The 22,048-nt window shown below is 49.1% G+C and carries 27 protein-coding genes; 19 read left to right on the forward strand and 8 right to left on the reverse strand.

The annotated features are described in order from the left end of the window. Window positions 1–9: 9 nt before the first annotated feature. Together ampE and ampD are read right to left on the reverse strand one after the other, a co-directional pair. On the reverse strand, window positions 10–882 hold the full coding sequence (gene ampE, locus Q3O60_RS09680) for a regulatory signaling modulator protein AmpE (RefSeq protein ID WP_305893723.1): 873 nt from the start codon (window positions 880–882) through the stop codon (window positions 10–12). Further along, complete coding sequence (ampD, locus tag Q3O60_RS09685; RefSeq protein ID WP_305893724.1) at window positions 879–1,454, reverse strand: 1,6-anhydro-N-acetylmuramyl-L-alanine amidase AmpD; 576 nt, start codon at window positions 1,452–1,454, stop codon at window positions 879–881. Before ampD ends, ampE begins: the two co-directional genes overlap by 4 nt. Window positions 1,455–1,549: 95 nt before the next feature. Between ampD and Q3O60_RS09690 the strand changes: the two genes are divergently transcribed. The 18 genes from Q3O60_RS09690 (at window position 1,550) to yacG (ending at window position 13,669) form a co-directional block, all read left to right on the forward strand. Then, a complete protein-coding gene (locus Q3O60_RS09690) occupies window positions 1,550–2,080 on the forward strand; it encodes a retropepsin-like aspartic protease family protein (protein WP_305893725.1) in 531 nt (176 codons plus the stop codon). 26 nt (window positions 2,081–2,106) lie between these two features. Then, a complete protein-coding gene (gene nadC, locus Q3O60_RS09695; protein ID WP_305893726.1) occupies window positions 2,107–2,973 on the forward strand; it encodes a carboxylating nicotinate-nucleotide diphosphorylase in 867 nt (288 codons plus the stop codon). Between the two features lie 51 nt (window positions 2,974–3,024). Continuing rightward, entirely contained in the window at window positions 3,025–3,273 is a 249-nt protein-coding gene (locus Q3O60_RS09700; protein ID WP_305893727.1) for a type II toxin-antitoxin system Phd/YefM family antitoxin, read from the forward strand. After that, on the forward strand, window positions 3,270–3,578 hold the full coding sequence (locus tag Q3O60_RS09705; protein WP_305893728.1) for a type II toxin-antitoxin system RelE/ParE family toxin: 309 nt from the start codon (window positions 3,270–3,272) through the stop codon (window positions 3,576–3,578). Before Q3O60_RS09700 ends, Q3O60_RS09705 begins: the two co-directional genes overlap by 4 nt. Before the next feature lie 123 nt (window positions 3,579–3,701). Beyond that, window positions 3,702–4,379, forward strand: coding sequence for a DUF1294 domain-containing protein (locus Q3O60_RS09710; RefSeq protein ID WP_305893729.1), 678 nt, complete (start codon window positions 3,702–3,704; stop codon window positions 4,377–4,379). A 154-nt stretch (window positions 4,380–4,533) separates the two neighbouring features. Further along, a complete protein-coding gene (locus Q3O60_RS09715; RefSeq protein WP_305893730.1) occupies window positions 4,534–4,884 on the forward strand; it encodes a type II toxin-antitoxin system RelE/ParE family toxin in 351 nt (116 codons plus the stop codon). Window positions 4,885–4,889: 5 nt separating this feature from the next. Beyond that, window positions 4,890–5,192 carry an XRE family transcriptional regulator gene (locus Q3O60_RS09720; RefSeq protein WP_305893731.1) on the forward strand — a complete coding sequence of 101 codons (303 nt, stop codon included), beginning with the start codon at window positions 4,890–4,892 and terminating at the stop codon, window positions 5,190–5,192. A 14-nt stretch (window positions 5,193–5,206) separates the two neighbouring features. Continuing rightward, a complete protein-coding gene (locus tag Q3O60_RS09725) occupies window positions 5,207–5,350 on the forward strand; it encodes a hypothetical protein (protein WP_305893732.1) in 144 nt (47 codons plus the stop codon). 140 nt (window positions 5,351–5,490) lie between these two features. Next, window positions 5,491–6,132 carry a DUF1294 domain-containing protein gene (locus Q3O60_RS09730; RefSeq protein WP_305893733.1) on the forward strand — a complete coding sequence of 214 codons (642 nt, stop codon included), beginning with the start codon at window positions 5,491–5,493 and terminating at the stop codon, window positions 6,130–6,132. Window positions 6,133–6,211: 79 nt separating this feature from the next. Then, a complete protein-coding gene (locus tag Q3O60_RS09735; RefSeq protein WP_305893734.1) occupies window positions 6,212–6,469 on the forward strand; it encodes a type II toxin-antitoxin system Phd/YefM family antitoxin in 258 nt (85 codons plus the stop codon). A gap of 15 nt (window positions 6,470–6,484) precedes the next feature. Beyond that, entirely contained in the window at window positions 6,485–6,781 is a 297-nt protein-coding gene (locus tag Q3O60_RS09740) for a type II toxin-antitoxin system RelE/ParE family toxin (RefSeq protein ID WP_305893735.1), read from the forward strand. A 339-nt stretch (window positions 6,782–7,120) separates the two neighbouring features. Then, a complete protein-coding gene (locus tag Q3O60_RS09745) occupies window positions 7,121–7,540 on the forward strand; it encodes a pilin (protein WP_305893736.1) in 420 nt (139 codons plus the stop codon). A gap of 365 nt (window positions 7,541–7,905) precedes the next feature. Continuing rightward, the gene (pilB, locus tag Q3O60_RS09750; RefSeq protein ID WP_305893737.1) at window positions 7,906–9,603 is read left to right on the forward strand and encodes a type IV-A pilus assembly ATPase PilB; all 1,698 of its coding nucleotides are present in this window, start codon (window positions 7,906–7,908) and stop codon (window positions 9,601–9,603) included. A 141-nt stretch (window positions 9,604–9,744) separates the two neighbouring features. Then, entirely contained in the window at window positions 9,745–10,974 is a 1,230-nt protein-coding gene (locus Q3O60_RS09755) for a type II secretion system F family protein (protein ID WP_305893738.1), read from the forward strand. Further along, window positions 10,974–11,864, forward strand: coding sequence for a prepilin peptidase (locus Q3O60_RS09760; RefSeq protein WP_305893739.1), 891 nt, complete (start codon window positions 10,974–10,976; stop codon window positions 11,862–11,864). The genes Q3O60_RS09755 and Q3O60_RS09760 overlap by 1 nt, the downstream gene beginning before the upstream one ends. 135 nt (window positions 11,865–11,999) lie before the next feature. Further along, window positions 12,000–12,620: a dephospho-CoA kinase gene (gene coaE / locus Q3O60_RS09765; protein WP_305893740.1), complete on the forward strand. Its 621-nt coding sequence runs from the start codon at window positions 12,000–12,002 to the stop codon at window positions 12,618–12,620. A gap of 29 nt (window positions 12,621–12,649) precedes the next feature. Further along, entirely contained in the window at window positions 12,650–13,396 is a 747-nt protein-coding gene (gene zapD / locus Q3O60_RS09770; RefSeq protein ID WP_305893741.1) for a cell division protein ZapD, read from the forward strand. 39 nt (window positions 13,397–13,435) lie between these two features. Beyond that, entirely contained in the window at window positions 13,436–13,669 is a 234-nt protein-coding gene (yacG, locus tag Q3O60_RS09775) for a DNA gyrase inhibitor YacG (protein WP_305893742.1), read from the forward strand. Between the two features lie 5 nt (window positions 13,670–13,674). Here the strand turns inward: yacG and mutT are convergent, their stop codons facing one another. Further along, window positions 13,675–14,097 carry an 8-oxo-dGTP diphosphatase MutT gene (gene mutT / locus Q3O60_RS09780; RefSeq protein WP_305893743.1) on the reverse strand — a complete coding sequence of 141 codons (423 nt, stop codon included), beginning with the start codon at window positions 14,095–14,097 and terminating at the stop codon, window positions 13,675–13,677. Next, entirely contained in the window at window positions 14,097–16,814 is a 2,718-nt protein-coding gene (secA, locus tag Q3O60_RS09785) for a preprotein translocase subunit SecA (protein WP_305893744.1), read from the reverse strand. The genes mutT and secA overlap by 1 nt, the downstream gene beginning before the upstream one ends. A gap of 203 nt (window positions 16,815–17,017) precedes the next feature. On the opposite strand from secA, the gene Q3O60_RS09790 reads away from it, so the two are divergent. Further along, on the forward strand, window positions 17,018–17,473 hold the full coding sequence (locus Q3O60_RS09790) for a DciA family protein (RefSeq protein WP_305893745.1): 456 nt from the start codon (window positions 17,018–17,020) through the stop codon (window positions 17,471–17,473). A 224-nt stretch (window positions 17,474–17,697) separates the two neighbouring features. Here Q3O60_RS09790 and lpxC read toward each other — a convergent pair whose 3' ends face one another. The 4 genes from lpxC to Q3O60_RS09810 form a co-directional block, all read right to left on the reverse strand. Further along, complete coding sequence (gene lpxC / locus Q3O60_RS09795) at window positions 17,698–18,609, reverse strand: UDP-3-O-acyl-N-acetylglucosamine deacetylase (RefSeq protein WP_305893746.1); 912 nt, start codon at window positions 18,607–18,609, stop codon at window positions 17,698–17,700. Between the two features lie 142 nt (window positions 18,610–18,751). Continuing rightward, the gene (gene ftsZ / locus Q3O60_RS09800; protein WP_305893747.1) at window positions 18,752–19,915 is read right to left on the reverse strand and encodes a cell division protein FtsZ; all 1,164 of its coding nucleotides are present in this window, start codon (window positions 19,913–19,915) and stop codon (window positions 18,752–18,754) included. Window positions 19,916–20,031: 116 nt separating this feature from the next. Beyond that, the gene (gene ftsA, locus Q3O60_RS09805; protein ID WP_305893748.1) at window positions 20,032–21,267 is read right to left on the reverse strand and encodes a cell division protein FtsA; all 1,236 of its coding nucleotides are present in this window, start codon (window positions 21,265–21,267) and stop codon (window positions 20,032–20,034) included. Then, entirely contained in the window at window positions 21,264–22,046 is a 783-nt protein-coding gene (locus Q3O60_RS09810; protein ID WP_305893749.1) for a cell division protein FtsQ/DivIB, read from the reverse strand. Before Q3O60_RS09810 ends, ftsA begins: the two co-directional genes overlap by 4 nt. Between the last annotated feature and the right edge of the window lie 2 nt (window positions 22,047–22,048).

The raw sequence follows: 22,048 nt of genomic DNA on the forward strand, positions 1-22,048 counted from the left end.
CAACCGTCGCTACGCCAACCAGCCGGTTAGCGTCAGAATAGCGGTAAATGCCAAAAAGAACAGTATATTGCGCTTGGCTAATTGTACCATGGTGGTGGTTTCTTCTGCGGTATTCAATAGCTCCTCGGCCATGGGCTCTGCAGCCGTTGCCACGTCAATCACCACCTGTTCATTCGGGCTGGTAAAATCGAGAAAATAGCCCAACAACGCAGAGGAAGCACGGGAGAAATAGCCCACCAGCGCAAAACCAATACCAAATAAACGTGCCGGGAACCAATCAGCAATATGCATTAAGCGTTGATAGGCCGGAGTTTCACTTTCATCGGCTGCCAGCATGCTGCTGGTGGCTTGCATGCTTTCATCATCAGATTGAGCAGGCTCATTCAACTGACGCAGAATCACATAGGTAATCACACCAAAAGCGCCAAACACCAGAAACCAAAACAACACGGCTGCATAGTAGCGGAAGTTGAGCCAAATCAGGCTTTGGCCATAGCTGGTATCATCAAAGGCAGCACCGCTGTCCTGGCGAATCTGCTGCATGGCTAAAAAGGCCGCTTCGTCATCATTGCGTTCTTGCGCATTCAAATACTGCTTATACAGCTGGCGGTAATGCCAGCAGCCAATCGCCAGCAACAGCAATAAGGTGTGTACAACCGTTGTCACCAACCAGTGGTCGATCAACCAAAGTACAAAGCACACCACCAGTCCGGGCAGTAAAATCCAGCCGTACTGGCCAATCGGATGGCGTGCCACCTCCGCCAGTTTGCTGTTGGCGGTCAGTGAAAACCAAGCCTTAGCATAACGACTGCCTTGCCAAAACTCACTGCGGGCGGCTAACCGCTCAATGATCAGCGCCAGTAACATACTCACTAAGGTCATGATGTGCTCTCCTGTATAGCCGCCCGTAGCATGGCTCGAAACATAGTCCAGTCGAACGCCGGGCCGGGGTCCGTTTTTCGTTCCGGAGCAATGTGTTCATGCCCCACAATGCGATCTAGCGTAATGGCCGGATACTGCTGCATTAACCAGCGCGTTAATGAAACTAAACTCGTATACTGTTCTGTAGTATACGGCAAATCATCGGTGCCTTCTAACTCAATACCGATGGAAAAATCATTGCATTGCTCTCGGCCATCAAAGCGGCTGACACCAGCATGCCAGGCACGGTGCTCAAAAGGCACATACTGCCAAATGCCACCATCGCGCCAAATTACACAATGGGCCGACACTCGCAAATGGGAAATATCAGCAAAAAATGGGTGTGCATTGATATCCAATTCGCCACGAAAAAAATCATCAATTGGGCGTTTTGTCGCACCGGGTTGAACAAACTGGCCCGGTGGTAAACTAATATTATGGATCACCAGCACACTGATGGTCTCACCATCTGGCCGCTGATCGCAGTGCGGTGAATGACGTACAATGGTTTCAGGGGCATTTACCCTATGCATGTAGAACCTCTAACCTCTTGGCATCATAGCATTTCTCCGTATGATAGCCTTTAGCACCCGAACACACCAGAGAGCAAACCGATGAGAAAGGTACGATGACTGAAAAGCAACCTGCTGAAGCAACAGACAAAATAGGTAAAGGCTTTACTATTATTGCCTGGCTACTGCTGCTCGGCTTGGGGGTCTGGTGGTTTCAGGGTTATCTCGATGGGCAGTACAACCCCAACCAACAGTTGCAAAGCATCCAGGGCTCGCAAGGGGAAATCAGCACCACTCTGGTACGAAATCGCTCCGGCCATTATGTCGGTACTGCACTGATTAACGGCTTACCAGCCGACTTTATGCTCGATACCGGTGCCACTACGGTTGCCGTATCCGAGCAGGCTGCCCGGCGGCTGGGGCTGGAACGGGGCCAGCGTATTCAGGTGATGACCGCCAATGGCGTCGCCAGTGCCTGGCGCAGCCAAATCGATGAGCTGCAACTGGGCGATATTCACTTGTATCGGATCGATGCCAGCATAGTACCTAATCTGTCCGGCACCGAAATTTTATTAGGTATGAGTGCGCTGAACCAGTTAGAATTCAACCAACAAGCCAACCAGCTGACGTTAATACAACGTCGGTAACGCACTAAAGAGTACTAGCCAGCACTATGTCGATGATCTTAACTGCTGAATTACAGCACCATATTCGCGCTTCCGTGGCGGCAGCCTTAGCGGAAGATTTAGGCCAGTTACCGGTTGAGCAAGGCGATATTACCGCCAGCCTGATCCCAGCTGTACAGCTAGCCGAGGCCACTATCATCAGCCGTGAGGCTGCGATTATTTGTGGCACCGCCTGGGTCGATGAGGTGTTTCAGCAGCTCGATCCAACTGTCACCATCGAATGGCAGGTGCAGGATGGCGACAGTGTCGCCGCCAATCAGCTACTGTGCCGCCTAAACGGCCCAGCCCGCAGCTTGCTCACCGGCGAACGCACCGCGCTGAACTTTTTACAAACCCTCAGTGGCACCGCCACCACCACCGATCAGTATGTACAGCATTTAAGTGGCAGCCATACCCAATTACTGGATACCCGCAAAACGATCCCGGGTTTGCGGTTGGCACAAAAATACGCTGTTCGTTGCGGCGGTGGCCAGAACCATCGTATTGGCCTGTTTGATGCGTTCTTAATTAAAGAAAATCATATCGCGGCAGCCGGTGGTATCTCGCAAGCCGTGCAGCAAGCGCAGCATAACTTCCCCGGTAAACCAGTCGAAGTGGAAGTAGAAAACCTGGCCGAACTGGAGCAAGCGCTGGCAGCAGGCGCCGATATTATTATGCTGGATAACTTCAGCCTGAGCGACACCCAGCAAGCCGTGCAACTGACCCAGCAACGTGCCAAGCTGGAAGTCTCGGGCAACATCACCAGTGAGCGGCTGCGCGAACTGGCCGCCACCGGGGTCGATTTTATTTCCTCGGGTGCGTTAACCAAGCATGTGCAGGCCATTGATTTATCGATGCGGTTGCAGATTGATTAAATCGAACGTTTCAACCATAATTACAAGGTAGATGATAAAACAGGTGATGCTATGGAATCTTTAACTGCCAACGAAGCAAAAACTCATTTCGGTTCGCTTCTGATGAAAGCACAGGCTAGCCCCGTGAGTATCAATAAAAATGGTAAACCTGTTGCAGTGATGGTTTCAATGGAAGAGTTTGAACGCATGAATCTGCTTAAACTTGAATTATTAAAGCAACGAGCCGCCAGATTAGATGAAAGCACTACAGTCGATGGAGCTGAATTTATGGAGCAACTGATTGCTGGTAAGTTCGATTGAATTTATTCGAACTAAGCACTGAAGCTCAACTCGATGTGCGACTAATTCGCCGTTTTAGCATTCAACAGTGGGGAGTGGCTCAGACAGATAACTACCTAAAAACGCTAAAGGGGAGTTTTGCATTACTTGCAGAAAATCCTAAACTTGGCGTTCATCGGCCCGATGTCAAAGAAGGTGTACATAGTTTTCCTTGCCAAAGCCATATCATTTACTATGTTGCCAAAGAAAAGAAAATCATTATTTTTGCGGTGCTACATAAACATATGTCACCGGAGCAGCACTTGTCCGAACGTTCACCTTCTTAATTATTTATCAGTGTAGATTAGAGTTAACGCTTTCAACTTCAACACAGCAGCAAAAAACTGACACACTATTGTCAGCTTCTGATACACTCAAAACAGAGCAACAACGAGTGAACACCCTAAGCCATGCAGCAATCAGAAACTCCGCTTACCGGGCGGGTGGTGTTCTGGCAGGATGCGAAAGGTTTTGGATTTATTACCTGCCAGCAAAACCAACAGAAACTGTTTTTTCATATCCGTGATTTTGTCACCAAGTCAGCTCGACCAGAAATTGGCGACGAGCTGCAGTTTCAGCTCAGCGAAGATCGCACCGGCCGTACCATTGCGACTCAGTTGCAATTTGTCGATGCCGCCAAACAAACCCCAGCCAAAGCCAAAGATAAATCTAAAGCCAGCAGCCAATGGATTGATCTCGATTACGCCCAGGATATTTCATTGTATTTTCGCAGCGCCTTTCTGATGCTGCTGATTATGGCCCTGCTGTTTGGCAGCCTGCCGCTGATGCTGCCCATTTTGTACATTGAAGCCAGCTTGTTTACCTACTGGCTGTACAAGCAAGATAAAGCCGCTGCCGTGGTTGGCCAACCCACCCGTTTACCAGAAGAAAGCCTGCAACTGTACAGCTTTATCGGCGGCTGGCCCGGCGCATTGCTGGCGCAAAAAAAACTCGCCCATAAACGCAGTAAATTTCAGTTCCAACGCGAGTTCTGGTTGGTGGTCACCGGTAATGCCATGCTGATTATCTGGCTACTGAGTCAACATGGTCAGGAGTTTATGGGTCGCTTGGCGCTGTTGTCGAACTAGGCCCCTTGCTAGGTGGAGTATTAAGTCAACGGAAAAAGAGTAAATACCATGGCAAGAACTCTTGGGCATAGCGCCGAAGCATTATTAATTTAGCACTCTTGATTATAGCTTATAACCTATATAGAATTGAACCTATAATAAACAAGGACTCGTTATGTGGAGCATTGGGACAACAGATACCTTTGATAATTGGTTCGATACACTAGACGACACAGATCGCGCTAATGTGCTGGCTTCAATGATAGTGCTTCGTGAGCGAGGCCCAATGTTATCTAGACCATACGCTGATACCGTGAATGGTTCATCTCACAGCAATATGAAAGAACTTCGAGTTCAGAGCAAAGGAGATCCTATCAGAGCATTCTTTGCTTTCGATCCCAAGCGAAAAGGGATTCTACTTTGTGCTGGTAACAAAGCTGGAGATGAAAAACGATTTTATGACGTCATGATCCCGATTGCTGACCGTGAGTTTACGGCTCATCTGGAAGCATTAAAAAAGGAGTAACTACTATGGCAAGATCTCTTGAGCAAATACTTGCAAACGAAAAACCTGCGGTGGTTGCTAAAGCCGAACAGGTAGCAACAGAAATGTTGCTTAACATTCATCTGGCTGAGCTCCGTGAGCGGATGAACCTAACTCAGAGTGACATTGCCGTTTCACTTGGTATCACGCAACCAACCGTCTCTGATATGGAAAAACCAGGGCGTGACATGAGGCTATCTACCCTCAAGCGTTACGTAGAAGCGTCCGGTGGTAAACTTCGCCTTGATGTAGAATTACCAGATGGCACACACTACGGGTTTTCTGTGTGATAAAAAAGAACGCCATGAAAATTGAAAATACGCAATTGAAAAAGCTGAAAGAAGAGCGCCTAAAAGCAGCGATTTTGGTAGGAATAGACCAGTTTAAATCTGGCCAAGTTTCCCATGGTCGCAACGTGATCGATCGCCTAAAGAAACGCATGCCTTAGGTATAAGGCTCTGCAAACTAAACCAGCATGACCAAAATGTCTCGGCCGCTTGGCATTATTCAGCTAAGAAACGCCCCTCTTTTGGCTCACTTTCCCATGCAAACTGATCCGACAACTAATACTCGCTTACCGGGCGGGTGGTGTTCTGGCAGGATGCGAAAGGTTTTGGTTTTTTGACCTGCCAGCATAACCAACAACAGCTGTTTTTTCATATCCGTGATTTTGTCACCAAGTCAGCTCGGCCAGAAATCGGCGACGAGTTGCAGTTTCAGCTCAGCGAAGATCGCTCCGGCCGTACCATTGCAACTCAGTTGCAATTTGTCGATGCCGCCAAACAAGCCCCAGCCAAAGCCAAAGATAAATCTAAAGCCAGCAGCCAATGGATCGATCTCGATTATGCTCAGGATATCTCGCTGTATTTTCGTAGTGGTTTTTTAATGCTACTGACCATGGCGCTGCTGTTTGGCAGCTTGCCGCTGATGCTGCCTATTCTATATATCGAAGCCAGCTTGTTTACCTACTGGCTGTACCAACAAGACAAAGCCGCCGCCATCGTCGGCCAACCGAAACGGTTACCAGAAGAAAGCCTGCAGCTGTATAGCTTTATTGGCGGCTGGCCCGGTGCCTTGCTGGCGCAGAGGAAGTTGGCGCATAAACGCAGTAAGTTTCAATTTCAACGCGAGTTCTGGCTGGTAGTCGCTGGCAACGCCATGCTGATTGTCTGGCTGCTTAGCCAACATGGTCAGGAATTTATCGGCCGTCTGGCGTTGCTATCAAGCTAGGGCTTGCTCTTTACTGGACATAATGGGCACAAAATGATTAAAATAATCAAACCAATCATTTTGAAGCGAGAGAAACCTTATGGAAACCATCAATGCCAGTGATGCTAAGCGCGAGTTTGGTGACTTGCTTCTTAAAGCGCAGCATGAACCCATCGGTATCAATAAGAATGGTAAGCCTATTGCGGTGGTCTTATCCGTTGCTGACTATGCGCAATTAGAGGCGCTAAGAGAAGAGCGGTTAAAAGCAGCGATTTTAGAAGGCATCGACCATCTTAATACCGGCAAAGTTTCCAAAGGTAGCGATGTGATTAATCGCTTGAGGCAACGGATTTCATAGTGACTAAGTTTTATAGTGACTAAGTATTATACCTTTACCGACAAAGCTGAACGCGATCTCGAAATAGTGATCGATTTTACGTTTGAACGATGGGGTTATGTGCAGACAAGTAAATACATTGATGGCCTCGAAGATAGAGCGCAACTCCTTGCCAATAACCCCGACGTGGGCACCAAACGACCAGAGCTTTTTGCAGAGCTACTCAGCTTTCCCTATAAAAGCCATATTCTTTATTTTGTTCAGACAGACGATGGCATCACCATCATCAGAGTATTGCATCAACGAATGGATCCGACTCAGCACATTAAGTGAATAGAGTCATTGCTGATTCAGCGCTTTTAGTCCCGTCCGCAAGAAAGTTCTGGCTACTACGACAACCAACATGGTCAGGACTTTATTGGTCGCTTGGCACTATTCAGCTAAGAAACGCCCCTCTTTTGGCTCATTTTTCCATACAAACTGATCCGACAACTAATACTTTTATACTACACAAGCTGATTAAATAACGCACAGACAAATAAAATAAATTCATTTAAAAACAAATAGATAAAAAAAACACATAACTTTTTTTCTGCTCAACTTGCGAAATCTGCATTTTAACGCAGAATAAGAGGTAGCCTAACGGCGCATACAAACCTCAGGAGTTTTACCATGAATACGATGAAAAAAGCCCAACAGGGTTTCACCTTAATTGAATTGATGATCGTAGTTGCGATCATTGGTATTTTGGCAGCAGTAGCGTTGCCTGCTTATACAAACTACACAACCCGCGCTAAAGTCAGTGAATGCGTTGGAGTCATGAGCTCTTGTCGCACATCGGTTACAGAGTTTTTTGCTTCTACCGGAAACCTTCCTACTTCTGCTGCTCAAGCAGGTTGTGCTGAAACAACCACACAATATTGCGCAGCAGCAACTGTTGCTGGTGAAGGTGTTATTACTGTACAAGTACAAACTGAGGCTGGTGTTGATGCAGCTTGTAATTTAGTGTTAACTCCAGATGAGAACGCTTCAGCTTGGACTGGTACTTCAACATGCCCTGATAATCAAGTACCAGCAAACTTCCGTGGCTAATCCTTAAATGTTAGTTACAAAAAAATGTTGAAATTATTTGAGCCAGCGGAGTTTAGCTGGCTTTTTTATTTTGCTTTATGACGATTTGCTTTTATACATTTACCAGTTTAAGCGTGCTATAATTTGATTCTATTTAAGACTTTAACTCGAATAGCCTCCCTTAAAGCCATTACCACGACTTATCAACACAGCAGTGATACTGTTATTTGTGTAATGTCAAAGAAAATCTCATTACCTGAAAATAACAAGAAACACTGCATCTTTGTTTTCACGATGCTTCGCCTTTTAAATCAAGTAAAAACTTGAATAACCAAGCAATATTGGCATAATCAAAAGAATAACTTTTTCCAGGATGCTTGGTTTCTATGGCGGTTAGTGCGAACTCCTCCCTGTTTAAACGCTTGGCACAACAAGGGTTGCTGAATAGTACAGCAGCCACTGAGTTGTTGAGCCGTAAGGGTGGCCAGTACAAAACGCTGCCGGAGTTTTTAATTCAGGAAAAACTGGTCTCGTCCCGTGACCTGGCCGAACAAGCCGCCTCGCTAAGTCAGCATGCCCGCTTCGACCTCAGTTTTTTTGATATGGATGCCATCCCGAAAGAGCTGCGCAACGAAAAATTGATCCGCAAACACCATATTTTGCCATTATCACGTGCCGGCCGTAGTTTGCATTTGGCGGTAACCGACCCGACCAATATGGCACCGATTGAAGACTTTGAATTTAATACCGGCTTGCATGCCGAGTTGGTGGTAGTCGAGTACGAGCAGCTGCAGCAGTTAATTGATAAGCTGTTTGATAACAGCTTTGACCAAGGCAGTGGCAGCGATTGGGATCTCAGCAGCTTAAGCACCGATGAAGAAGACGATGAAAACGACAATATGTCGGTGCAGCCCGATAAAGACGACCAGCCCATTGTCGCCTTTATCAATAAAATGCTTTTAGACGCCATCCGTAAAGGTGCGTCCGATTTGCACTTTGAGCCGTACGAAAAAATGTACCGCATTCGTTTTCGCATCGATGGAATCTTACATGAAGTGGCCTCACCACCGATAGCTCTTTCCAACAGGCTATCGGCCCGGTTAAAAGTAATGTCACGGCTGGATATTGCCGAAAAGCGGGTGCCGCAAGATGGTCGTATTAAATTAAAAATCTCCGGCAAAAAGTCGATTGATTTTCGTGTCAGCACCCTGCCGACCATTTGGGGCGAAAAGGTGGTGATGCGGATCCTCGATTCCGATAGCGCCATGCTCGGTATTGATATTCTTGGCTACGAAGAAGCGCAGAAAAAACTCTACATGGATGCGCTGGCCCAGCCGCAAGGCATGATTTTGGTCACTGGCCCAACCGGTAGTGGTAAAACCGTGTCGCTGTATACCGGCTTAAATATTTTGAATACCGAAGGCTGCAATATTTCCACCGCCGAAGACCCGGTCGAGATCAATCTGGCCGGTATCAATCAGGTGCAGGTCAACCCGCGAGCTGGCTTAACTTTCCCTTCGGCGCTAAAAGCCTTTTTGCGACAAGACCCGGATGTCATTATGGTCGGGGAAATTCGTGATTTAGAAACCGCCGAAATTTCTATCAAGGCCGCCCAGACCGGCCACCTGGTGTTATCGACCCTGCACACCAACTCGGCACCGGAAACTCTGACTCGTTTACTGAATATGGGCGTACCAGCTTACAACGTCGCCAGCTCGGTCAGTTTGATTATTGCACAGCGTCTGGCCCGCCGCTTATGTGGCCATTGCAAAACCGCAGAAAAACTACCCGAAGCCGAATTAAAGCAACAGGGTTTTACGGATGAGCAACTGGCGGATTTAACCGTCTATAAACCGGTCGGCTGCGACCATTGCACCAATGGCTATAAAGGTCGGGTCGGTATTTATGAAGTCATGCCGGTCAGCCCGGCGATGGCATCTATTATTATGGAGGGCGGTAACTCACTGGATATCGCCAAGGCCGCCCAGCAGGAAGGCATCGCCAATTTGCGCCAATCGGGCTTACTTAAGGTAGCGGCGGGCATGACCAGTCTGGCCGAAGTCAACCGGGTGACTAAAGGATAGCTCGTGTTGAATGTTGAATGTTGAATGTTGAATGTTGAATGTTGAATAAAACATGGTATGGACAAAAAACTGCTAAAAAAATAGATTATTTCACGTTGCTTGCAGAGCAGTACTGCAGGCGACTAATACAGGATAAAAACCATGGCTCAGGCCCAAAAATATAAAATTAAAGAGCTTGATACCTATAGCTGGAAAGGCCTGAATCGCCGCGGTAAAAAAGCCAATGGCGAAATTAAAGGCGGCTCCAGTCAGGAAGTCAAAGCCCTGCTGCGCCAGCAAGGCATTACCCCATCTTTGGTGAGGCGTAAACCAAAACCCTTATTTAATACCGAGAAAAAAGTGACCGCTGCTGATATTGCCGTGGTCACCCGGCAAATTGCAACCATGCTGGGCGCCGGTGTGCCTTTGGTACAGACTATTGACTTAATTGCCAGTGGTGCCGATAAAGCCAGCTTACGTACCCTGATGCAAAAGGTGTCGGTTAAGGTACAAGCTGGTTTGCCGTTATCGGAAGTATTACGCGAATACCCCAAGTACTTCGATGAGCTGTACTGTGATCTGGTTAAATCCGGCGAGCAATCCGGTGCGCTCGATGCCATCTTCGACCGTATTGCCATTTACAAAGAAAAAGCCGAAGCACTGAAATCGAAAATCAAAAAAGCCATGTTTTACCCCATTGCTGTCTTAGTAGTAGCTGCCATCGTTACCTCCATTTTGCTGATTTTTGTGGTGCCGCAGTTTGCCGACATATTCGCTGGCTTTGGTGCTGAGTTACCTGCCTTTACTTTATTTGTGCTGGGTATTTCCGATTTAATGCAGGCCTACTGGTGGGTAGTACTGGGCGTGTTGTTTATTACCGGTTATATAATTAAGCAAGCCTACAATAAAAACCTGCAGGCCCGCACTGCTATGGATGCCATGCTATTAAAAGCGCCGGTGATTGGCAATATCCTGAATAAAGCGGCGGTGGCCCGCTTTGCCCGCACCTTATCGACCACCTTTGCTGCCGGTGTGCCGCTAATTGATGGCCTGGAATCAGCAGCAGGGGCAGCAGGTAACGAGATTTACCGCAACGCCATTATGGAAGTGCGGGAAGAAGTGACCGCTGGTAATCAGATGCAACATGCGATGAAAAATACCAAGCAGTTCCCGGAAATGGTGGTGCAAATGGTCGCCATTGGCGAAGAATCCGGCGCGCTGGATGGCATGCTAAGCAAAGTGGCCAATATCTACGAACAGGAGGTCGACGACGCCGTCGATGGCCTGACTGCCTTATTGGAGCCGATGATTATGGCGGTGTTGGGCGTCGTCATTGGTGGTTTGATTATCGCCATGTATTTGCCAATCTTCCAGATGGGCAGTGTTGTATAATGATTCAAACAATTGAGCTATTGCAGCAAGCACCCTGGTTTTTTTATGCACTGGTGCTGGTACTGAGCCTGCTGATCGGCAGTTTTTTAAATGTGGTGATTTACCGCTTACCTAAAATGATGGAGCTGGGCTGGCAGCAAGAGTACCAGGCCTATTTTCATGAAGGGCAAGCCACTACCACTAATGCGACTACCGCGCCAGCAGCCTTTAACCTGGCGGTACCACGGTCTTGCTGCCCCAGTTGTCAAACGCCCATTGCCGCCAGAGACAATGTGCCTATCCTTAGTTGGTTGTGGTTGCGTGGCCGCTGTCGCCACTGTGGTACGAAAATATCGGCTCGCTACCCACTGGTCGAAGGGCTGACTGCGTTATTATCTGTCGTTGTGGCCTGGCATTTTGGCCCGACGTTCACCACAGTAGTTTATCTGCTGGTATTGTGGGCCTTAATCGCCCTGACCTTTATTGATCTGGATAAAATGCTGCTACCGGATCAAATTACCCTGCCGCTATTGTGGCTGGCCTTGCTATATAGTCTGTCGGATTACAGCCCTGGCCCTGCCGATGCTATTATTGGCGCGGCGGCTGGTTATTTGAGTCTCTGGACGGTGTACTGGGGCTTTAAACTACTCACCGGCAAAGAAGGCATGGGCTATGGTGATTTTAAATTACTGGCGGTGTTTGGTGCCTTGCTCGGCTGGCAGCAATTGCCGCTGATTATTCTGCTTTCATCCGCAGTTGGTGCTGTGGTTGGCATCAGCATGATTCTGCTGCAAGGCCGGGATAAAAGCAGCCCCATTCCATTTGGCCCTTACATTGCCGCCGCCGGTTTTATTGCCATGCTGTATGGTGAGCAACTGACCCAGTGGTACTTGCGGGTACTGGCGCCCTAACTCAGTGGTATATAGCTCAGTGTTCTAGAGCTCAGTATCATAGTAAAGCGCCATACTATGTGAGTATTCAGAGGATATTCAGCAACAGGTGGTTAGAGTGCAACGCAACAACCAAAGTGCTAACGCAACAACATTGTGGAGAACCCCATTAAGCCATTGATTATTGGCCTGACCGGTGGCATAGGTTCAGGCAAAACCACTGTGGCCAATGCTTTTGCTGCCAAAGGCATTGAGCTTGTGGATGCCGATGTTGTGGCCCGTCAGGTGGTGGCACCCGGCAGCGCGGCCTTGCAGCAAATTGTCGATCATTTTGGCCCGAATATGTTGTTAGCCGATGGCAGTTTGGATCGTGCCGCACTGCGACAACGGGTATTTAGCCATGCTGCCGACAAAGACTGGCTTAATGCTTTGCTGCACCCGCTGATCCGCCAAAAAATGCAAGACGAGTTGGCCGCCGCCAGCTCACCTTACGTGCTGTTTATTGCCCCATTACTGTTAGAAAATCAGCTGCAATCCTATATTGACCGCTTAGTGGTGGTGGATGTGACGGAACAAACCCAATTAGCACGAACTTTATTACGTGATGGAGGGTCTGAACAACAAGTGGCTGCCATTATGGCGGCTCAAGTCGATCGCACACAACGATTAGCTGCGGCCGATGACGTCATAGATAACAGCGCCGGGCCAGAGCAATTGGCGCCACAAATAGATGCGTTGCATCAGCGTTACCTGAAGTTAGCCGCACAACGCCGCTAGCTGCATGCACAACCAATCAGATGAGACCCATGACCGACGTAATTTACGAACACCCATTGAACGAAAAGATCCGCACCTATCTGCGTATTGAGCACCTGATGAATCAGGTGCAGGCCCATGCCGCACTGGATAATCAGGCGCAACAACATGCCTTTTTTACCACCCTGTTCGCCTTACTGGATATCATGGAGCGCAATGATGTACGGCCTGATCTGATGAAAGATGTCGAGCGCTGTGAGCAAGCGCTGGTGAATTGGTCGCGTCATCCCTCTGTTTCTGACGATGCGTTACAGCATATGCTGCAAAAAGCAGTGCGTCTGCAAAGTGAATTGAATCGTTCTGGCAAGCTATGCTCCAGTTTTAAAGACGATGCCTTTTTGATCCCTATCCGCCAGCGTTACGCCATTCCTGGTGGCGCTTGTTTTTTTGATGTACCCCAACTGCAATACTGGTTCAGCCAATCGCCGTTAGTACGCCAGCAAGCCTGCGCTAAGTGGTTGGAACAACTGGCGCTTGCCGCTCAAAGTATCGAGTTTGTACTGACCTTTGTTCGCGAGCGGGGCCAGTTTGAAGCCTTGCATGCCGAGAATGGCTTTTACCAAAGCACCACCGACAAATACGAATTGCTGCGACTGAAGTACTCGATGGACTTAGCGGTCTACCCAACGGTGAGTGGCAACAAGTACCGCTTTGCCGTTCGTTTTATGCAGCTTAGCGAAGCCGATGGCCGCTTTGCGGCAGAAAAACCCATCCCATTTGCTCTGGCTTGCTGTTAAACTTAGCAGCCTGAAATTCGTTAATCTGCGGGATCCTTTATGAGCGCACCGGTAGTCAACTGTCCAACCTGTGACACCAAAGTAGTTTGGAGCGAAGCTTCACCCTTTCGGCCTTTCTGTAGTGAGCGCTGTAAGCTGATTGATTTAGGCGACTGGGCCGCAGAAAATCACCGCATTGCTGGTAAACCTGATTTGAATGCTGAGTTGGGTGAGGAATATCTGGCAGAATTAGAAGAAGAGTTGATGGGTAAAGATAATCAATTCTTTAAGTAAGTGCTTTACACCAATTGCATCACCCGCTCGACAATAGGCTGATTGGCATCAGGAAATGACAGGGTATCTAATTCGCTGGCAGCAAACCATTGCACGGCCTGCCCTTCAACGCCGTGTGGCTCGCCGCTAAAGGCATCGACCAGCCAGATATCCAGTAATACCTCACGCTCAGGATAACGGTGACGAACTTCCATCAAAGGCTGGGCATTTTGCACGGTAATTGCCAGCTCTTCAGTCAGCTCGCGCTGCAAAGCCTCTAGTACGGTTTCACCCGCTTCCAGCTTACCACCGGGAAACTCCCACTTATCGCCCTGATGCTGGTGGCTAGCACGACGACTGAGCAATACCTTGCCCTGCTGCCAAATCACCCCCACTGCGACGTGTAAAAAAGGGGCGCCTGGCCCCTTTTTATCCACAGTGCCCGACATTAGCTGAGCTTACCGTGGCAATGTTTGTATTTTTTACCGGAACCACAAGGGCATGGGTCGTTGCGGCCCACCTTGGCACCATCACGTACCATGGGGCCACCAGCTTGTGCTGGCGCTGGCTCATCACCACCGACCTGCTCAGCTTCGGCGTGCTGATACTCATGTGGCACTGCATCGGCTTTACGGCGCTGTGCTTCAACGGCATCGACATCTTCCGCCGCCCGAACCTGCACGCGGCTTAGTACGCTGACCACATCCAGTTTCAGATTATCGAGCATCTGCGAAAACAACTCGAACGATTCACGCTTGTACTCTTGCTTCGGATTCTTCTGGGCATAACCACGCAAATTGATCGCTTGACGCAGGTGATCCATCGCCGCCAGGTGCTCTTTCCAATGGGTATCCAGACTCTGCATCATGATGGCTTTTTCAAACTGACGCAGCACCTGCGCACCCACCATTTCTTCTTTAGCAATGTACGCTTGCTCGACGCTCTCTTGAATGCGCTCACGCAACTTTTCTTCGTACAACTTGTTATCGTCTGCCAGCCATTGTGCCACTGGCAATTCGACGGTGAAGTCGGCTTTTAACCGTTGCTCAAGACCTGGCACATCCCATAACTCGTCCAACGACTGTGGAGGGATATACTCGCTGATCACAGAATCCAGCACATCGCCACGAATGGCATGGATGGTCTCTGAGATATCGTTGGTGTCCATCAGCTCGTTACGCTGCTCATACACCACTTTACGTTGGTCATTGGCGACGTCATCAAACTCGAGCAATTGCTTACGAATATCAAAGTTACGGGCTTCTACTTTGCGTTGTGCGTTCTCAATAGCACGGCTAACCCAGGGGTGCTCTATCGCCTCACCTTCTTTCATACCCAGCTTACGCATCATGCCCGCCATGCGGTCAGACGCAAAAATACGCATTAATGGATCTTCCAGCGATAAGTAAAAACGCGAGGAACCCGGATCGCCCTGACGACCAGAACGGCCACGTAACTGGTTATCAATACGGCGTGATTCATGCCGCTCGGTGGCCAGGATATGCAAGCCACCCGATTCAATAACAGCGTCATGACGTTTCTGCCAGTCGGCGGTCAGTTGCTCTAGTTGCTGCTCGGTTGGATTCTCCAGTGCCGCAATTTCAGCCTGTAAGTTACCACCCAACACAATATCGGTACCACGACCGGCCATATTGGTGGCGATAGTCACGGTACTGGGTTGGCCCGCCTGCGCAATAATCTGTGCTTCGTTGGCGTGAAACTTGGCGTTTAACACCTGATGCTTAATTTTAGCTTTGTTCAATAAGTCAGAAAGATACTCTGAGCTTTCAATCGACGCCGTACCCACCAGCACCGGACGGCCAGCATCACGGTTGGCAATAATGTCTTCAATGATGGCGGCGTATTTATCCACCGAGTTCAGATAGACCAAATCGGCCATGTCTTCGCGCACCATTGGTTTATTGGTGGGAATAACAATGGTTTCCAGACCATAAATTTGTTGAAACTCGAACGCTTCCGTATCGGCAGTACCGGTCATGCCAGCCAGTTTGTCGTACAAACGGAAATAGTTCTGGAAGGTAATTGATGCCAGTGTCTGGTTTTCATTTTGGATCTTGACGCCTTCTTTGGCTTCGACTGCCTGGTGCAAGCCCTCTGACCAACGGCGCCCTTCCATGGTGCGGCCGGTGTGTTCATCAACAATGATGATTTCACCATTTTTTACCACATAATCGACATCTTTCTTAAACAGATTGTGCGCACGAAGGGCGGCGTAGACGTGGTGCAACAAGGTAATGTTGGCGGCAGAGAATAAGTGATCTTCTTGCTGAATTAAGCCCTGCTCTTTCAGCATCTCTTCAACCTGAACCTGTCCCAGCTCCGTCAGATAGACTTGCTTGGCTTTTTCGTCGATGGTGAAATGACCATCGCCTTCGACACCTTCTTCGTCTTCTTTTTCTTGCTTCACCAGTTGTGGCACCAGCGTATTGATTTGCTTGTACAGCTCAGAGCTGTCTTCGGCCGGGCCAGAAATGATCAGCGGAGTACGGGCTTCATCGATCAGGATCGAATCGACTTCATCGATGATGGCAAAAGCCAATTTGCGCTGAACCCGCTCTTGCGCAGAAAACGCCATGTTGTCACGCAGGTAATCGAAGCCAAACTCATTGTTGGTGCCGTAGGTGATATCAGCAGCGTAGGCTTGCTGCTTTTCTTGTGGTGCCATGCCGGGTACGTTAACGCCAACTGACAAACCAAGAAACTCAAATAAAGGAGCATTGGTTGCGGCATCCCGACGTGCGAGATAGTCGTTCACGGTAATGACATGCACCGCTTCGCCACTTAACGCATTGAGGTAGGCTGGCAAGGTTGCGGTCAGGGTTTTACCTTCACCGGTGCGCATCTCAGCAATTTTGCCCTGATGCAAAACAATACCACCAATCAGCTGCACATCGAAGTGGCGCATTTTAAACACCCGCTTACTGGCCTCGCGAACGGTTGCAAACGCCTGTGGCAATACATCATCTAAAGTAGCACCAGCAGTGACTTGTTGCTTTAATTCGGCGGTTTTAGCTTGCAACTGCTCATCGGTCAATGCTTCAAAGTCAGCTTCCAGTGCATTGATTTCAGTGACTCTTTTTTGCAGTTTTTTTAAGAAGCGATCATTGCGACTGCCAATAAACTTGGTGAACAATTTTCCAAACATGTTTTGGTTACCATTTAATTCGAATTTATTTCTACATCAGGAGGGTGACATTACCCATCTCTTTGACCGATGTCCAATCAACTTTTATCCTGATCGCTCTGGCCCTGCTAGCTGATATGGTGTTGCTTTAGCCAACTTTCAAGTGAGTACGATAGCATACAAAATAATGCTACACTCATACCATGGTCCACAAGGGCACTGCTATGGCTCGTTACTCGCAAAAACCAACCCAATTGACGCATTTACTGACGGACTTGCCTTTATTGCAACGCCAGCAGACGCCCGATCAACTGCAACGTTGTAACCAGCTGTTGACCGAGCTGTTGCAGCACGCCGATCACGGTTGCCAGGTCGGCCGTATTAAACAAGGCCGGGCGGTTATTTTATGTCAGTCAGCGGCTTGGGCCACCCGGGTCAAAATGCAACGCGACGCCATTTTAGACAATTTTCGCCAAAAGATCTTGCCTGATTTAGCAGGTTTGGACATTGAAATCACGCCAAACAGCCGAATTCGACGGCCAGAGCCGGAAAAACCGTCCCCAATACCGACTTTAAGTCACGATGCTGCCGAGCGACTGGAGCAACTTGCCGCCTCAAGTTCAGGCCAATTGCGGGAGTCATTACTCAAACTAGCGGCCAAACGACGCGCCAAAGGATGAGCTGTTGAACGAACCACAAGCTCGCCAAGCAGAGTGGCTGGTGTACTTACGCAACAGCAGCATGGATGCTGCGGAGGCTGAACGGGCACAGGGATGTGATCCTTGAAGCCGGTGGAGTAAGTAGCTCCAGCCATTCTGCTGTTACACCTAGCCTATGGAGGCTACGAAACATTACAGGCATAAAAAAACCAGCCGAAGCTGGTTTTTCTACAAATAAAGACACACTAGGCAAGCTGTGGTGCCAAAAAGGAGATCGGCATATCGGCCGGATCTTCAAAGGTGACAAACTCCCAGCTTTCTTGATCAGCCAGCATGGCGCACAACAATTTGTTGTTGATGGCATGGCCTGTTTTGTAGGCGCTGAATTCGCCCAAAATACTGTAACCGGCCATGTACAAATCGCCGATGGCATCCAACACCTTGTGTTTAATGAACTCATCGTCGTAACGCAGGCCATCCTGGTTCAACACCCGGAACTCGTCCAGCACCACGGCATTATCAAAACTACCACCCAACGCTAAATTATTCGCACGTAAATACTCAATATCGTGCATAAAGCCAAAGGTGCGGGCACGGCTGATGTCTTTAATAAAACTGGCAGCAGAAAAGTCCATTTTCAGTCGTTGCTGAGTACCGGCAATCACCGGATGCTCAAAGTCAATCGCTACATCCAACTTGAAGCCATGATAGGGCTTAAACTCAGCCCATTTATCACCATCTTCAACGCGGACAGGCCGTTTGATACGAATGAATTTTTTGGCATGCTTTTGCTCGCTGACACCAGCTTCCAGCAATAAGTAGACAAATGGGTTGGCGCTGCCGTCCATGATCGGCACTTCAGCAGCATCGACTTCCACAATCAGGTTGTCGATACCCAAGCCTGCTACTGCCGCCATTAAATGCTCAGTAGTCGACAAGCGAACGCCATCTTCATTGATCAAACAAGTACAAAGCACAGTATCCCCAACCATTTCCGGGTTGAGTTTAAAGTCCACGATCGGGTCCAGGTCGACTCGCCGAAATAAAATTCCGGTGTGATCAGGCGCAGGCCGGAGAGTTAGCGTGACCTTTTCACCTTTGTGCAGGCCAACCCCGACCGACTGGACGGTTTGTGCAATGGTACGTTGTTTGATCATGATCGTATCCAGCTCAAAAAATGAACAATATAAAATTGGGCGCGAAGCATAGCATATGTTAACAATTATGCCAAACGAAACTGAATAAGCGCTTAACTAAATCGCTTATCGCAACCAATCTGCCTTGTTTTAACCGATTTTATTAATCGGCTTGCTTACGCAAAAATGCCGGGATATCAAAAATATCCTGAGCAGGTTTGTGCTCGCTGCGCTGCTCTGCGTGCATTTTAGGTGCAGAAACCGTCTCAGTGGCCGGAGCCATTTGCTGAGCGGTATTACCACCTGCAGTACGATACACCGGAGCAGATACTTCCTGACGCTGAGTCACTAAGCTAATATCTGGTCTGCGTGATGCTCCTATACCTGTGGCAACAACAGTGACGCGAAGTTCATCCGACATATTAGGATCAATCACCGCACCAACAACAACGGTCGCATTTTCAGAAGCAAAGGCTTTCACGGCATTACCCACCGTTTCAAACTCTTCGATGCTGATATCCAGGCCAGCCGTGATGTTGACCAGAATGCCTTTGGCACCTGACAAGTCGATATCTTCCAATAGCGGGCTTGAAATCGCCTGCTCTGCTGCTTCTTCAGCACGATCGGCACCGGATGCTGTACCTGTTCCCATCATGGCAGTTCCCATTTCTGACATCACGGTACGCACATCGGCAAAGTCGACGTTAATCAGACCAGGACGGGTGATTAGTTCGGCAATGCCCTGCACCGCACCTAGCAGCACATTGTTTGCTGCTTTAAATGCATCCAACAAGCTGGTGCCTTTACCCAATACTTTGAGTAATTTGTCATTCGGAATGGTAATTAGTGAGTCAACATACTTACTCAGCTCTAAGATCCCTTCCTCGGCATAAGCCGTGCGCTTTTTGCCTTCGAATGGGAACGGCTTGGTCACCACCGCAACGGTCAAAATACCCAGCTCTCTGGCCACTTCAGCAACCACCGGGGCCGCACCGGTTCCGGTACCACCACCCATACCAGCGGCAATAAAGACCATATCAGCACCCTGAATGGTTTTTTTGATGGTTTCGCGGTCTTCTTCAGCCGAACGACGACCAATATCAGGGTTGGCACCAGCGCCCAAACCTTTGGTCACCGCTGCACCCAGTTGTAAGGTGACATTAGCGGAAGAATTACGTAATGCCTGCGCATCGGTATTGGCGGCAATAAATTCCACCCCTTCGATGTTACTGGCAACCATGTACTCGACGGCATTACCACCACCGCCGCCAACACCCACTACTTTGATAACAGCTTCTTCGCTGTGACTATCCATTAATTCAAACATAGCTCTCTCTCCGTTTTTTGCTTTTTCGTTCAGTGCAGTCATTCCTTCGAATGCTTGCACCGGCGGATCTGTGTTCAAGCTGTACTATCACAGCTTGCTGGGCAGTGACCTGCCCGTTAAAATTCACCTTTAAACCAGCTACTTAGCTTTCTTAGCAAGCCACTGACGGTATCTTTTGGGCTGATGCCCGCTTTGTTTTGGTCCTGACTTTCCTGGCCATACAACAGTAAACCCACCACACTGGCATACGCCGGGTCCTGCACATAATCTTTCAGGCCAGTCACCTGCATCGGATGCCCCAGCCGCACTGGCATTTGGAACACATCTTCAGCAAACTCAGCAGCCCCTTCGATTTTGGCAGCGCCGCCGGTCAGAACCACACCAGCCGCAATTTGCTCTTCCAGGCCACTGCTGTTTATCTCTTCCAGCACCAGCTCAAATAACTCCTGATAACGCGGTTCAATCACTTCAGCCAACGTTTGACGTGACATGCTGCGGGCAGGTCGTCCGCCCACGCTTGGCACTTCAATATTTTCTTCCTGCCCAACCATGCTGCGTAGCGCGCAGCCATACTGCACCTTGATGTCTTCGGCATGACTCAGTGGCGTACGGAAAATTTTAGCGATATCACTGGTCACCTGATTCCCCGCGACGGGCACCACGGCGGTATGGCGCACAGCACCATTGGTGTATATGGAAATATCAATGGTGCCACCTCCCATATCGACCACGCAGACGCCCAGCTCTTTTTCATCGTCGGTCAGCACCGCGTAGCTGGAAGCCAGTGCCGAAAAGATCAGTTGGTCAACTCGTAACCCGCAACGTTCGGCACATTTTTCAATATTTTTCGCCATGTCATTGGCACAGGTAATGATGTGCGCCTTGGCTTCCATCCGCACGCCTGACATGCCAACCGGGCTTTTGATGCCTTCTTGCATATCGACGGAGAACTCTTGCGGTAGCACATGCAGCATCCGTCGCTCGGCTGAAATCGGCACCGACTTAGCCGCATGGATCACACTAGCGACATCATCGGCGGTCACTTCGGTATCACCAATCGGCACCATGCCACTTTCATTCTGGCAGCGAATATGTTTGCCACTGATGCCCAGGTAGACCGATGAGACCTGACAATCGGCCATCAGCTCGGCCTCGTTAATGGCCCGCTGTACCGATTGCATAACCAGATTCAAATCATTGACACCGCCACGGTCCATGCCCCGGGTGGTATGGGTTCCCACGCCGATAATACTCAATTGGTTCGAAGGCGTAATCTCCCCGACCACGGCTTTGCATTGGGCTGTGCCGATATCCAGGGCTACGATCATTTCTCGATCTACTGACTTCGTCATGCTTCTCTCTTCTGTTCTAAATGGCTATACCCACTGGATAAGGCAACGGGTATATAGCGTACCGCTACACCGGTGTCATACCGTAAATCAACTTCGGCGATTGCCTGCTCACTATGCTGCTGCAATACCGGATACAAATCTAAAAAACGCTGCACGCGTGGCACCGTGTGTTGCCGTCCCAGCTGCAACCGAATATCGTTATCCAGCTGTACTTGCCAGGCAAAGCGCTCACTTAACTCCAAGCGCTCAGCGCTTAACTGATGCAAGCTCAGCAATTGCTCCACATAACGAAACATAGTCAGGGCATCCTGTTCACTCCCGGCAGGGCCTGTCAGCACCGGCAAATCTGCAATGAGCTGGTCCAGTGGTGCGCTGAACAGCTCACCTTTCTGGTTGATTAATTGTTGCTCATTCCAGATTGCCACGGGGTGCTGCTCAGTCACCACGACCACCAGCGTATCAGGCCATTGTTTGCGCACGGCTGCCTGATACACCCAGGGTTGTTGCAACAGGAACTGCTGCACCTGATCTACGTCCACCCGAAAAATATTGCCAACATACTGTTGTTGCAACAACCGCTGTAACTGTGTTGGCTCAATATGTCGAAAATCACCAAATAAACGCACCTGCTCGATGGGCGCAGTTTGCTGATCACCAACATACTGCTTCAGTGTCCAACCGCCCCAGCTAAGTAGTACCAACGCACAAACAAAGAAGGCTAAACCAGCATAAAATGCCCGCTTGGCTGTACTTTGCTGTGGTTGTGGCTGCGTTGTCATGG

Origin of the sequence: Alkalimonas collagenimarina (assembly GCF_030717845.1) — a bacterium.
GTDB classification, from domain to species: domain Bacteria; phylum Pseudomonadota; class Gammaproteobacteria; order Enterobacterales; family Alteromonadaceae; genus Alkalimonas; species Alkalimonas collagenimarina.